Below are 13,690 nucleotides of genomic sequence, written 5' to 3' on the forward strand. Positions count from 1 at the left end.
GTACCAGTCCATGACCGATGCGGACGGGGTGCGCTGATCCTGCACCGCGAACCGCACGGGACGCAGGGCCGGGTTCTCCTCACGCAGGGTGATGAGGCGGCTGACGTGCGCATGCAGGTCCTTCTGCCATGGCGCGTGCTCCCAGGCGAGCCAGGTCAGCGCCGAGTCGTGGCAGTACGCGTTGTTGTTGCCGCGCTGCGTGCGACCGAACTCGTCGCCCGCGGTGAGCATGGGCACGCCGGCGGAGAGGAGAAGCGTCCCCATCAGGTTGCGCATCGCCTTGCGCCGCGTGGCGAGGATGCGCTCGTCGTCCGTCGGGCCCTCCGCGCCGTGGTTGAAGGAGCGGTTGGTGTCGGCGCCGTCGCGGTTCTGCTCGCCGTTGGCGAGGTTGTGCTTGACGTCGTAGGAGACGAGGTCACGCAGCGTGAAGCCGTCGTGGGCCGTGACGAAGTTGACGCTGGCGAGGGGCCCGCGCTCGGACGAGAAAGTGTTGGACGACCCCGCCAGGCGGGTGGCGAAGCCCCCCACGCCCACGGGCGAGGTCGAGGCGCGGCGCGCATAGTCGACATCGCTCAGCCAGAAATTGCGCACACGATCGCGGTAGCGGTCGTTCCACTCGCTCCAGCCCTCGCCGAAGTTGCCGGTCTGCCACCCGCCCATCCCGACATCCCACGGCTCCGCGATCTTCTTGACATCGGCGAGCTCGGGATCGTCGAGGATCGCCTGGAGCAGCGGATGCTGCGGCGTGAAGCTGTGCTGGGCGTCGCGGCCGAGGGTGGCCGCGAGATCGAATCGGAACCCGTCGACCTGCACGTCGCGGGCCCAGTAGCGCAGCGAGTCCAGCACGAGGCGGGCCGCAGCATCCGTCGCGGTGTTCACCGCGTTGCCGCAGCCCGTCTCATCGACGTACGTGCCGTCGTCGAGTTGGCGGTAGTACGAGCGGTTGTCGATGCCGCGCAGGCTCGAACGCGGACCCCCGATGCCCTCCTCGGCGGTGTGGTTGTAGACCACGTCGAGGATGACCTCGAGCCCCGCCTCGTGGAGCAGCTTGACCATTCCCTTGAACTCACGCAGCACGGCCTCGGGGCCCTCGCGACGGCTGGCGGCGGTCGCGTACGGGGAATGCGGGGTGAAGAAGTTGAGGGTGTTGTAGCCCCAGTAGTTGGACAGGCCCATTTGGTGCAGACGAGGCTCGCTCGCGAAGGCGTGCACGGGGAGCAGCTCGACCGCCGTGACCCCCAGTCCGGTGAGGTGTTCGATCATCGCGGGGTGGGCCAGGCCCGCATACGTGCCGTGCAGTGCGGGCGGTACGCCGGGGTGACGCTTGGTGAGCCCCTTGAGGTGGCCCTCGTAGATGACCGTGCGGTCGAGAGGCGTCGCGGGCTTCTGCACGCCGCCCCAGTCGAAACCGCCGTCGACGACGACGGCGCGCCAATCGTCGCGCCCGTCCGAGATCAGGCCGCGCGCGTAGGGCTCGATGAGGAGGGTGCGCGGGTTGAAGGTGTTGCCGGGGCCGCCCGGCCCTCCCACGCGGATCGCGTAGCGCGCGCCCGGGCACAACAGCGGGGTGCGCACCTGCCACACACCGCCGCCCACGGGCTCGAGGGGCAGCGTGTCGGTGATCCAGTCGAGGTCGGTGTCGTCGAAGAGCACCAGTTCGACGCCGTCGGCGTGAGCCGACCAGACGCGCAGCGTGCCGCCGTCGTGCCCGAGGGTGACGCCGAGATCGTCGAGGGCGGCCGAGAGCAGGCCCGGAGCCGGGGCAGGGGGCATCACGGCCGATGTCGGGCTGACCATGCCGACAACCCTAGCCACGCCATGAGTCGCCCGCGTTACGGCCGTCACCGCACCGACCCCTCGACCCCGCGTGCTCCGTACAGTAGGGGAGTGAGCGTCTATCTCGACCACGCGGCCACGACCCCCCTGCGGGCCGAGGCTCGCGAAGCCTGGCTGCAGACGTCGACCTCGCTCGGCAACGCCTCCTCGATCCACACGGCCGGGCAGTCCGCGCGTCGGCTTCTCGAAGACGCCCGCGAGCGCCTCGCCGCGACGCTCGGCTGCGAGCCGATCGAGATCGTGTTCACGTCGGGCGGCACCGAGTCCGTCAACCTCGCCGTGACGGGCCTGTACCGCGCGCGCCGCGACGGGCGCGGTGCGCTCGTCCTGCCCGGGGGAGAGCATCACGCCACCCTCGACACTGTCGCCTGGCTCACCGCCCACGAGGAGGCCGAGGTCGTGGACGTGCCGATCAGCGCGGACGCGCGCATCGACCTCGACGCGTGGGATCGGGCGCTGCGCGGCCCCGGGGTCGCCGCCGCGACCCTCCTGGCCGCCAACAACGAAATCGGCACGATCCAGCCGCTCGAGCAGGCGGCGCGCATCGCCGCGGATGCGGGCGTGCCGCTGCACGTCGATGCGGTCGGCGCCTTCGGGCACATGCCGCTCTCGTTCGGGATGCTGCGCGGCGACGCGCGTGGATCCGCGGGTCTTGTCGCACTCAGCGTGTCGGCCCACAAGGTGGCCGGCCCGGTCGGGGTGGGCGCCCTCGTCGTCTCCCGGCACGCGGCGCTGGCCCCGCTCCTGCACGGGGGAGCGGCCCAGCGCGGCCTCCGTGCGGGGACGCAGGACGTCGCGGGCGCGGTCGCGTTCGCGACCGCCGCCGAGCTCGCGCTCGAGGAGATGGCGCAGGAGGCCCGCCGGCTGGCGACGCTGCGCGACCGCCTGCAGGCGGGGCTCGCCGCCGCGATCCCCGACCTGGTGATCTCCGCCGCGGGGGCGGATCGGCTCGCGGGCCATCTGCACGTCCTCCTGCCCGGTGCCCAGGGCGACTCGCTGCTGCTGCTGCTCGACGCGGCCGGGGTGGCGGTCTCGACCGGGTCGGCCTGCCAGGCCGGCGTCCCCGAGCCCTCACACGTGCTCCTGGCGATGGGTGTCGAGCAGTCGGCCGCGAGCGGCGCTCTGCGTCTGACGCTCGGGCGCACGAGCATCGACACGGACGTGGACGTCGTCCTCGCCGCGCTGCCGGCCGCCTATGAGCGGGCCCGCCGTGCCGGGCTGTCCTCCCGGGCCGTGCGCTGACCGGCGGTTGCCGACGCCGATCCGATGTCCAGGGTCCGCTCGTAGACTGGGGCCATGCGTGTACTTGCGGCGATGAGCGGGGGAGTGGACTCCGCCGTCGCGGCCGCGCGCGCCGTGGACGCCGGTCACGACGTCACCGGCGTCCACCTGGCGCTCTCCCGTGCGGGGGGCACCCTGCGGGCGGGCAGCCGTGGGTGCTGCACGATCGAGGACGCGATGGACGCGCGTCGCGCGGCGGACCGGCTCGGCATCCCGTTCTACGTCTGGGATTTCTCGGAGCGGTTCCGAGACGACGTCATCGAGGACTTCGTCGCCGAGTACTCGGCCGGACGCACCCCCAATCCCTGCATGCGCTGCAACGAGCGCATCAAATTCGCCGCGGTGCTGGAGAAGGCGCTCGATCTGGGGTTCGACGCCGTCTGCACGGGCCACTACGCGATCCTGCGCACCGGGCCCGAGGGCGCGCTCGAGCTGCACCGGGCCTCGGACGCCGCGAAGGACCAGTCCTACGTCCTCGGGGTGCTGACCGCCGAGCAGCTTGCGCACACACTGTTCCCCCTCGGTGACACGCCCTCCAAGGCCCTCGTCCGCGCCGAGGCGCAGGAGCGCGGGCTCACGGTCGCGCACAAGCCCGACAGTCATGACATCTGTTTCATCCCCGACGGCGACACGCGCGGATGGCTCGCCGATCGAGTCGGCGCCGCGGAGGGCGAGATCGTCGATCGCACGGGCGCCGTCGTCGGCACCCACGAGGGCGCGCACGCGTTCACCGTCGGCCAGCGCCGGGGGCTCGCCCTCGGGGTGCCCGCCGCCGACGGCAAGCCGCGCTTCGTGCTCGAGGTGCGACCCGTCAGCAACACCGTCGTCGTCGGGCCCAAGGAGGCGCTCGCGATCGCCGAGATCTCGGGCGAACGCTTCACCTGGGCGGGCGCCGCGCCGACAGCATCCGAGTTCGCGTGCCACGTGCAGATCCGCGCGCACGCCGACCCGGTGCCGGCGACGGCGCGGCGCACCGCGAGCGGGGTCGAGGTCGTGCCGGACGAGCCGCTCTCCGGCGTCGCACCCGGACAGACGGCGGTGCTCTACGCGGGAACGCGCGTGCTCGGGCAGTTCACGATCGATCGCACCGTCTCGGCGGTTCCCGCCGGGGTGTGAGGCGGTCGCCATGTCGCGGACCTCTGTCGGTGCCCGAACCTAGACTGATCCGGTGGCATCCGACGTCCCCCCATCCGCTCTTCCCGATCTGACGCTCGAGCAGGCGCGAGACGAGTCGCGTGCACTCGCCGACCGCATCGTCGAGGCGCGTGAGGCGTACTACGGGCGCGACACGGTCGTCGTCGACGATGCGACGTACGACGGGTGGATGCTGCGGCTCGAGGCCATCGAGCGGCTGTACCCCGAGCTGCAGGGCCAGGACTCGCCCACGCGTCAGGTGGGCGCGGCCCAGGGCGCGCTGTTCGCGCCCGTCGAGCACGCCGAGCGCATGCTGAGTCTCGACAACGTCTTCTCCCTCGATGAGCTGCGGGAGTGGTGCCTCAAAGCCGAGGTCGGCGCCGGGCGGCCGGTGCGGTGGCTGACGGAGCTGAAGATCGACGGCCTCGCCATCAGCCTGCGCTACGAGAACGGCGTGCTCACCTCCGCGGCGACGCGCGGCGACGGCCGGGTCGGCGAGGACGTGACGTTCAACGCGGTGCGGGTTTCCGGCATCCCGCAGCGCCTCGAGGGCGAGGGTCATCCGCCGATCGTCGAGGTGCGCGGGGAGGTCTTCATCCCGGTTGAGGCCTTCGCCGCGCTCAACGCGCTGCAGGCCGAGATGCGCGAGCGGGCGATCGAGAAGACACGGGCGCGCTCGCGCGTCTTCGACGCGGAACGCGCGCGCCTGAGCGCCGAGCGCAGGTTCCCCGCTTTCGCCAATCCGCGCAACGCCGCCAGCGGAGGGCTGCGCCAGCAGCTCGACAAGAAGGACGGGCTCGAGCGTGAGGCGGGGCAGGCCCGTCTGGATTCGCTGCGCCTGTTCGTGCACGGAATCGGGGCGTGGGAGCATCCGCCCGTCGCCGCGCAGAGCGAGATCTATGCGTTGCTGGCCGAGTGGGGGCTTCCGACGAGTCCGTACTTCCGCACCGCGGACTCCGTCGACGCCGTGCTCTCCTTCGTCGAGCACTACGGCGAGCACCGGCACGACGTCGAGCACGAGATCGACGGCATCGTCGTCAAGGTCGACGAGCTCGCCCTGCACGACGAACTGGGCGCCACCAGTCGCGCGCCGCGCTGGGCCATCGCGTACAAGTACCCGCCCGAGCAGGTCAACACCAAGCTGCTCGACATCGTGGTCTCGGTGGGGCGCACCGGGCGTGCGACCCCGTTCGCGGTCATGGCGCCGGCTCGGGTCGCGGGGTCCGTCGTGCGACAGGCGACCCTGCACAACCAGGACGTCGTGCGAGCCAAGGGCGTGCTCATCGGCGACACCGTGGTGCTGCGCAAGGCCGGCGATGTCATCCCCGAGGTGCTGGGGCCCGTGGTGGAGCTGCGCGATGGCACCGAACGCGAGTTCGTGATGCCGGCCGACTGCCCCGAATGCGGATGGGCACTGTCCCCCGCCAAGGAGGGGGACATCGATCTGCGCTGCCCCAACACGCGGGCGTGCCCCGCGCAGGTGCGCGGTCGCGTCGAGCACATCGGATCGCGCGGTGCTCTCGACATCGAGGCGCTCGGCGAGGTGACCGCGGCGGCCCTCACCCAGCCGTCCCATCCCGCCGTCGCTCCCCTCGAGACCGAGGCGGGGCTGTTCGAGATCACGATCGACCAGCTGGTACCGATCGAGGTGGTCGTCCGCGACGCCGAGACCGGTGAGCCCCGCGTCGACGACAAGACGGGCGAGCCCGTGCGTCGGGCGCCCTTCCGTCGCAACCCCTCGGCCGACGAGAAGAAGCGCGGCATCACGACCGCCCAACCCTCCGTCCAGGCGGTGCGCCTGATCGACGAGCTCGAGAAGGCCAAGACGAAGGACCTCTGGAGATTCCTCGTCGCCCTGAACATCCGGCATGTCGGCCCCGTCGCGGCTCGGGCGCTCGCGCAGTGGTTCGGATCGATCGATGCCATCCGCGCGGCGTCGCGCGACGAGCTCGCGGCCGTCGACGGTGTCGGCGGCATCATCGCCGACGCGCTCATCGACTGGTTCACCGTGGACTGGCATCGTGACATCGTCGGACGCTGGGCGGCCGCGGGCGCTCAGCTGGCGACGCCCGGGCATCCGGGCCCGGGGGCCGCGGAGGGTGCGGGAGGGGTGCTCGCGGGACTGACCGTCGTCGCCACGGGCTCGCTCGAGGGCTACTCCCGCGAGGGAGCGCAGGAGGCCATCATCCGCGCGGGTGGCAAGGCCGCCTCGAGCGTGTCGAAGAAGACCGATTTTGTCGCGGCGGGCCCGGGCGCGGGTTCCAAGCTCGCCAAGGCCGAGCAACTCGGGCTCCGTATTATCGACGCCGCGCAATTCCACGTGCTCGTCACCGAGGGGCCGGCGGCGCTCGGTGACGGCTCGGCCGCGAACGCCTGAGTGTCGGAGGTATGTTCTACTCTCGCCGAAACGAGAGGAACGAACATGTCATCAACATCCGGCCCCGCAATCCAAGCCTGGCTTGATCAGGAGGATGAGCACACAGCCCGCATCATCCGCGCGCACGGCGTCTACATCCAGTACGTCGGCGGCGACAGTCGCCGCCGCGAGACCCCGTTCGCCTACACGGTGGGACTCTTCGGGCTCGGTCATCCTGAGGCGCTCATCGTCGGGGTCTGCACCCACACCGCGGGCGACGTGCTCAACGACGTCGCCGCCATGGTCAAAGACGGGCGCACGATCGTCCCCGGCGAAGTGCTGACGTTCGCCGGCTGGTCGCACCGCGTTGTCGCCGAGACGGTACCCAACGCGGGCGAGATCGCCTTTGCCGCGAACCGCTTCTATCGCCGGCCGCCCGCGCACTCGGTCGGTCTGCTCCAGCTCACCTACGACGACACGAACGGGCGATTCCCGTGGGAGGAGGGGTACAGCTCGCCCGCTTGGGTACAGCCACGTCCGGGCGTGCTCCGCGCCTGACTCACCCGTAGCGATGGGCCGACCGATGCCACGCCCACGGGTGCGGGTCGGCTCGTTCAGCGTGTCGAGGCCAGAAGGGAGTCCCGCACCTGTCTGCGCAGCACCTTGCCGATGAGCGACTTCGGCAGCTCATCGACGATGACGAAGCGGCGTGGCACTTTGTACGGCGTCAAGATGCCGCGGGCGTACTCGCGCACGGATTCCTCATCGAGCGTTGTCCCGGGCGCGACGACGATCGCGGCCACGACCTCTTCGCCCGAGTGCTCGCTCGGCAGACCGACGACGGCCACGTCCTCGACCTGCGGGTGCTGCCGCAACACGGACTCGACCTCGGTGGGCGCGACGTTGAACCCGCCCGTGATGATGAGCTCCTTGATGCGGTCGACGATGCGCACGAATCCGGCTTCGTCGATCGTCACGATGTCGCCGGTGCGGAACCAATCGTCGACGAAGACCTCCTGCGTGTGCTCCGGCTTGCCGTAGTAGCCCTCGAACACCTGCGGCCCGCGCACGAGCAGCTCTCCTCGCTCGCCGGGAGCGACATCGGTGGTCGGTGAGTCGGGGTCGACGACGCGGCACTCCGTGCCCGGCAGCGGCAGCCCGACGGTGCCGGGCACGCGGTTCGGCGCGACGGGGTTGGCCATCAGGACGGGCGAGCATTCGCTGAGGCCGTACCCCTCCACGAGGTAGCCGCCGGTGGCCTCCTCGAAGGGAACCACGAGTTCGTGCGGCAGCGCCATCGCACCCGAGATCGCGATCTCGGTGCCGGCGAGAGAGACACCCTGATCGCGCGCGGCCTTCAGCAGGCGGTCGGCGATCGGGGGGACGAGCGGAAGGAACGTGGCGGGGTGCTTCTTCGTCGCCGCGAGCACCATGTCGGGGTCGAAACGCGGAAACAGCACCAGGCGCGCGCCCATCGACATCGCGAACGTCAGGCACAGCGTCAGGCCGTACGCGTGGAACATCGGCAGCACGGCGTACACGACGCACCCCTCGCCCCGGCGGATCGAGGGCACCCACGCCCGCGACTGCGCGGCGTTGGCGAGCAGGTTGCGGTGGGTCAATGCCGCGCCCTTCGGGGTGCCGGTCGTGCCGCTGGTGTACTGGATGATGGCCAGATCGTCGGTCGCGGGCGAAGAGACGGATGCCGGCAGGCGGTCGGAGCGGACGAGCCGCTCCCACGCCACCGCACCCGTGACCCGCGTCGTCAGCGCGGTCCGCGCCTCGCGGGCCTTCGCTACAGGCAGGCGGAGGGCGAGCCGGGTGCCCAGCGGCATGGCCTGGGTCACGTCGACGGAGACGAGCGTCTGCACGCGCAGGTCCTCGGGGAACTCCTGCACCGTGCGTGCGACCTTGCTCCAGACGATCGCGTGCTTCGCGCCGTGGTCTTCGAACTGCTTGCGCAGCTCGCGCGGAGTGTAGAGCGGGTTGTGTTCGACCACGACGGCGCCCAGGCGCAGGATCGCATAGAAGGCGACGATGTGCTGCGGGCAGTTGGGCAGCACGATGGCGACCGGATCACCCGCTCGGACGCCGTGCGCGCGCAGCCCCTCGGCGGCGCGCTCGATCTGCTCGTGCAGGCGCCGGTAGCTGGTAGTGCGGCCGAAGAACTGGAGGGCGGGGGCGTCAGGGGCCTCGCGCGCGGAGGCGGCGACGATGTCGACGAGCGACCCCGACACGGGGTCGAGATCGGCGGGCACGCCTTCGGCGTAGCTGCGGATCCAGGGGCGAGGAGGATCGTACGTGCTCACGTGCCCCAGCCTAGGGGCGGGGTCGCCGCCCCGTGCGAACTAGACTTGTCCGGTGTCTGAAATCACCCCCGATCTCGTGCGCCATCTGGGCGTGCTCGCCAGGATCCAGCTGAGCGAAGAGGAGGTGGGGCGTCTCACCGGCCAGCTCGATGCGATCGTCGACAACATCGCCAAGGTCTCGCAGGTCGCCACGCCCGACGTCATCGCCACGAGCCACCCCGTCCCCCTGCAGAACGTCTTCCGCCCCGACGTCGTCAGCGGCATGCTCACCCCCGAAGAAGTGCTGCAGAACGCGCCCGACGCGGCCGACGGGCGCTTCCGCGTCACGGCGATCCTGGGGGAGGAGCAGTGAGCGATCTGATCCGCACCGGCGCCGCCGACCTCGCGCGGGCCCTGGCCGCAGGCGAGGTCTCGAGCGTCGAAGTCACCCGCGTGCACCTCGACCGGATCGCGGCGGTCGACGGCGACATCCATGCCTTCCTGCACGTGAGCGATCGTGCCCTGGACGTCGCCGCCGACATCGACGCGCGGCGAGCGGCCGGAGAGGCTCTCGGGCCGCTCGCGGGGGTTCCGCTGGCGATCAAGGACGTGCTGGTCACGACCGACATGCCCTCGACCAGCGGTTCGCGCATCCTCGAGGGGTACATGTCGCCCTACGACGCCACGGTCGTCGCCCGGGCGCGCGCGGCCGGCCTCGTATCGCTCGGCAAGACCAACATGGACGAGTTCGCGATGGGCTCCTCGACGGAGCACTCCGCGTACGGGCCGACCCGCAATCCCTGGGACCTCGACCGTATCCCCGGCGGCTCGGGCGGCGGGTCCGCAGCGGCGGTCGCGGCCTTCGAAGCCCCCCTCGCGCTGGGCAGCGACACGGGCGGCTCGATCCGCCAGCCCGCGCACGTCACGGGCACGGTCGGCATCAAACCGACCTACGGTGGAGTGAGCCGCTACGGCGCGATCGCCCTCGCCTCCAGCCTCGACCAGGTCGGACCCGTCGCGCGCACCGTGCTCGATGCGGGCCTCCTGCACGACGTGATCGGCGGGCACGACCCGCACGACTCGACCTCGCTCACCGGCGCATGGCCCTCGTTCGCCGACGCGGCTCGCGAGGGCGCACGCGGCGATGTGCTGAAGGGGCTTCGGATCGGTGTCATCACCGAGCTTCCCGACAGCGGGTTCCAGCCCGGAGTGGCCGCCTCGTTCCACGAGGCGCTGGCGGCGATGCAGGCCCAGGGCGCGGAGGTCGTCGAGATCAGCGCTCCGCACTTCGAGTACGGGGTGGCGGCGTACTATCTGATCCTGCCTGCCGAGGCCTCGAGCAACCTCGCCAAGTTCGACTCGGTGCGCTTCGGCATGCGGGTCACCCCGCACGCGCAGGCCACGGTCGAGGAGGTCATGGCCGCGACACGCGACGCCGGCTTCGGCGACGAGGTCAAGCGTCGCATCATCCTGGGCACCTATGCGCTCTCGGCCGGGTACTACGACGCCTATTACGGCAGCGCGCAGAAGGTTCGCACTCTCATCCAGCGCGATTTCGACCTCGCGTTCGGGCAGGTCGATGTCATCGCCACGCCGTCGGCTCCCACGACAGCGTTTCGTCTGGGCGAGCGGGTCGACGATCCGCTGCAGATGTACCTCAACGACGTCACGACGATCCCCGCGAACCTCGCCGGTGTGCCGGGCATTTCGGTGCCCTCCGGACTCGCTGCCGAAGACGGACTGCCGGTCGGCATCCAGTTCCTCGCGCCCGTGCGTGAGGATGCCCGCCTGTACCGCGTAGGTGCCGCGCTCGAGGCGCTGCTGCACGAGAGCTGGGGCGGGTCGCTGCTGGACCGGGCGCCGCAGCTCGCCCAGGGAGGTGTCGCCTGATGGCGAAAGACAGGCTGATGGACTTCGACGAAGCCCTCGAGCGATTCGAACCCGTGCTCGGGTTCGAGGTGCATGTCGAGTTGAGCACGCAGACGAAGATGTTCTCCGGGGCGGCCAACCCTGCCCACTCCGCCCACCACGGAGCAGCTCCCAACACCCTCGTCGCGCCCGTCGACATGGGGCTGCCCGGCGCACTCCCCGTGGTGAACGCGCAGGCGATCGAGTACTCGATCAGCCTCGGGCTCGCGCTCGGCTGCGAGATCGCCCCGTCCAGCAGATTCGCGCGAAAGAACTACTTCTATCCCGATCTCGGCAAGAACTACCAGATCAGCCAGTACGACGAGCCCATCGCGTTCGAGGGGCGGGTCACGGTCGAGCTCGAGGACGGCACAGAGGTGGTCGTCCCCATCGAGCGCGCGCACATGGAGGAGGATGCCGGAAAGCTGACCCACATGGGCGGGGCGACCGGTCGCATCCAGGGCGCGGAGTACTCCCTCGTCGATTACAACCGCGCGGGAGTTCCCCTCGTCGAGATCGTGACGAAGCCGATCTACGGAGCCGAACACTCGGCACCCGCCTTGGCCAAGGCGTACGTGCAGACGATCCGCGACATCGTGATCGGGCTCGGCATCTCGGAGGCGCGCATGGAGCGCGGAAACCTCCGCTGCGACGCCAACGTGTCGCTCCGCCCCCGGGCCGCGGCGGGTGAGCCCCCCGCGCCCCTCGGCACGCGCACCGAGACGAAGAACGTCAACTCGATGCGTTCTGTCGAGCGTGCGGTGCGCTACGAGATCCAGCGCCAGGCGGCGATCCTGGCGGCGGGCGGCACGATCACGCAAGAAACGCGGCACTGGCACGAAGACACCGGAACGACGTCGCCGGGTCGTCCCAAGTCCGACGCCGACGACTACCGGTACTTCCCCGAGCCCGATCTGCTGCCGGTCGTTCCCGACCCGGCGCTGATCGAGGCGCTGCGCGCGGCGCTTCCCGAAGAGCCCGCCGCGCGCAGGCGCCGGCTGAAGTCGGAGTGGGGCTTCACCGACCTGGACTTCCAGGGGGTCGTCAACGCGGGGCTGCTCGTCGAGGTCGAGGCAACGGTCGCGGCCGGGGCCACTCCCGCCGCCGCACGCAAGTGGTGGACCGGAGAGCTCGCGCGCATCGCGAATGCCGAGGGCCGAGAGCCGGCCGAACTCGTGACGCCGAACGACGTCGCCGAGCTGCAGAAGCTCGTCGATGCGGGCACGCTCACCGACAAGCTCGCGCGCCAGGTGCTCGAAGGCATGATCGCCGGCGAAGGCACCCCGCAGCAGATCGTGGACGCCCGCGGGCTCGCCGTCGTCTCCGACGACGGCGCGCTGATCGCCGCGATCGACGACGCGCTCGCGGCGCAGCCCGATGCCATGGCCAAGATCCGCGACGGCAAGGTTCAGGCCGCCGGCGCGGTCATCGGCGCGGTCATGAAGGCGATGAGGGGACAGGCGGATGCCGCGCGCGTGCGCGAGCTGATCCTGGAGCGCGCCGCGCAGTGATGACCGTCTCGAGGGGGTCCGGATGTCGGATCCCCGCGAGAGAATCGATGCATGGGACGCGGTGACGGCACGGGTCGGATCGTCTCGCCCGAGGGTGCGGACGATGCCGGCACCGGCATCCTGCATGTCGACATGGATGCCTTCTACGCGTCGGTCGAGGTGCTCGATGACTCCTCGCTCGCGGGCAGACCGATCATCATCGGAGCTCCCGAGGGGCGGTCGGTGGTCTCGAGCGCGTCATACGAGGCACGAAGGTTCGGTGTGCGTTCGGCCATGCCGGTCTCGCAGGCTCTGCGGCTGTGCCCGACGGCGATCGTCGTTCCCCCGCACTTCGATCGGTATCTCGACCTGTCCACCCAGGTGATGGGCGTCTTCCAGGAGTTCACGCCCCTGGTCGAGCCGCTGTCGATCGATGAGGCGTTCCTCGACGTCCGGGGGGCTCGGCGCCTCTGGGGCAGCCCCGGCACGATCGCCCGCACGCTGCGCGCGCGAGTGCGCGAGAAGACCGGGCTGACCTGCAGTGTCGGTGTCGCCGCGACGAAGCACGTCGCCAAGATGGCGTCGACGATCTCCAAGCCCGACGGGCTGCTCATCGTCCCGGCGGCACAGACGCTCGACTTCCTCGCGCCTCGATCCGTGCGCGCCATGTGGGGCGTCGGCCCCAAGACGGCCGAGACGCTCGAGGGTCGCGGCATCCGCACGATCCTCGACGTGCGCGAGGCCCCCGGCGACCTGCTCGCGCGAGCGGTCGGGCCCGCGATGGCGGAGCGATTGGCGCAGCTGTCGCGCGGCCTCGACGCGCGGGAGGTCTCGACGACGCGGATCGAGAAGAGCATCGGCCACGAAGAGACATTCGCGACGGACGTGACAGACACCACCCTGCTGCACTCCGAGCTCCTCCGACTCTCCGATCGTGTGGCGCGCCGCTTGCGCGAGGGCGGGTTCGAGGCGGCGACCGTCGCCGTCAAGGTGCGCTTCGACGACTTCACGACCCTCACGCGCTCGCGCACGTTGCCCGAGCCGACGGACGTCGGTCAGCGCCTCGGCGACGCGGCACGGGAGCTGTTCGATGCGCTCGCCCGACGCGATCCCGTGCGCCTGATCGGGGTCCGCGCCGAAAACCTGCGCACTGCCGCGCACGGGCTCTCCCTGTGGGACGACGATGAGGAGCGGCGCCGTCTGGAGGGCACCCTCGATGACGCACTCGCCCGCTTCGGCCGCAATGCGGTCGTGCGGGGCAGCCTCGTCGGTCGCGGTGAGCACGGACGCTCGCTTCCCTCGCACCCCCGTCCGCCCCGCCCACCCGCCTGAGCGGGATCCGGCCGGACGCCCGTGGGTCTTGGACCCCGGCATCCCGTCGTCGTCTTCTCGCGTGC

10 protein-coding genes are annotated in these 13,690 nt (G+C 70.9%); 8 read left to right on the plus strand and 2 right to left on the minus strand.

All coding sequences use genetic code 11. The features are described from left to right. On the minus strand, positions 1-1,797 hold a 1,797-nt coding region (gene glgX, locus DI573_RS04110; RefSeq protein ID WP_292810948.1), incomplete at its 3' end, for a glycogen debranching protein GlgX. Positions 1,798-1,887: 90 nt separating this feature from the next. Here glgX and DI573_RS04115 point away from each other — a divergent pair. Genes DI573_RS04115 through DI573_RS04130 form a run of 4 tightly spaced genes read left to right on the plus strand, consistent with a single transcriptional unit; the run spans position 1,888 to position 7,165 of the window. After that, complete coding sequence (locus DI573_RS04115; RefSeq protein WP_292810950.1) at positions 1,888-3,078, plus strand: cysteine desulfurase family protein; 1,191 nt, start codon at positions 1,888-1,890, stop codon at positions 3,076-3,078. 54 nt (positions 3,079-3,132) lie between these two features. Next, a complete protein-coding gene (gene mnmA / locus DI573_RS04120) occupies positions 3,133-4,233 on the plus strand; it encodes a tRNA 2-thiouridine(34) synthase MnmA (protein WP_292810952.1) in 1,101 nt (366 codons plus the stop codon). A 52-nt stretch (positions 4,234-4,285) separates the two neighbouring features. Continuing rightward, positions 4,286-6,628, plus strand: a complete 2,343-nt coding sequence (gene ligA / locus DI573_RS04125) for an NAD-dependent DNA ligase LigA (RefSeq protein ID WP_292810954.1) — start codon at positions 4,286-4,288, stop codon at positions 6,626-6,628. A 45-nt stretch (positions 6,629-6,673) separates the two neighbouring features. Next, positions 6,674-7,165: a DUF4262 domain-containing protein gene (locus DI573_RS04130; RefSeq protein WP_292810956.1), complete on the plus strand. Its 492-nt coding sequence runs from the start codon at positions 6,674-6,676 to the stop codon at positions 7,163-7,165. A 56-nt stretch (positions 7,166-7,221) separates the two neighbouring features. On the opposite strand, the gene DI573_RS04135 is transcribed toward DI573_RS04130, so the two are convergent. Further along, entirely contained in the window at positions 7,222-8,916 is a 1,695-nt protein-coding gene (locus tag DI573_RS04135) for a long-chain-fatty-acid--CoA ligase (protein WP_292810958.1), read from the minus strand. Between the two features lie 52 nt (positions 8,917-8,968). On the opposite strand from DI573_RS04135, the gene gatC reads away from it, so the two are divergent. Genes gatC through dinB form a run of 4 tightly spaced genes read left to right on the plus strand, consistent with a single transcriptional unit; the run spans position 8,969 to position 13,625 of the window. Next, complete coding sequence (gene gatC, locus DI573_RS04140; protein ID WP_292810959.1) at positions 8,969-9,268, plus strand: Asp-tRNA(Asn)/Glu-tRNA(Gln) amidotransferase subunit GatC; 300 nt, start codon at positions 8,969-8,971, stop codon at positions 9,266-9,268. After that, entirely contained in the window at positions 9,265-10,785 is a 1,521-nt protein-coding gene (gatA, locus tag DI573_RS04145) for an Asp-tRNA(Asn)/Glu-tRNA(Gln) amidotransferase subunit GatA (RefSeq protein WP_292810961.1), read from the plus strand. Before gatC ends, gatA begins: the two co-directional genes overlap by 4 nt. Beyond that, the gene (gene gatB / locus DI573_RS04150; protein ID WP_292810963.1) at positions 10,785-12,314 is read left to right on the plus strand and encodes an Asp-tRNA(Asn)/Glu-tRNA(Gln) amidotransferase subunit GatB; all 1,530 of its coding nucleotides are present in this window, start codon (positions 10,785-10,787) and stop codon (positions 12,312-12,314) included. Before gatA ends, gatB begins: the two co-directional genes overlap by 1 nt. A 51-nt stretch (positions 12,315-12,365) precedes the next feature. Beyond that, a complete protein-coding gene (gene dinB, locus DI573_RS04155) occupies positions 12,366-13,625 on the plus strand; it encodes a DNA polymerase IV (protein ID WP_292810965.1) in 1,260 nt (419 codons plus the stop codon). Positions 13,626-13,690: the final 65 nt, after the last annotated feature.

The organism is Microbacterium sp. (assembly GCF_003248605.1).
Taxonomy (GTDB): domain Bacteria; phylum Actinomycetota; class Actinomycetes; order Actinomycetales; family Microbacteriaceae; genus Microbacterium.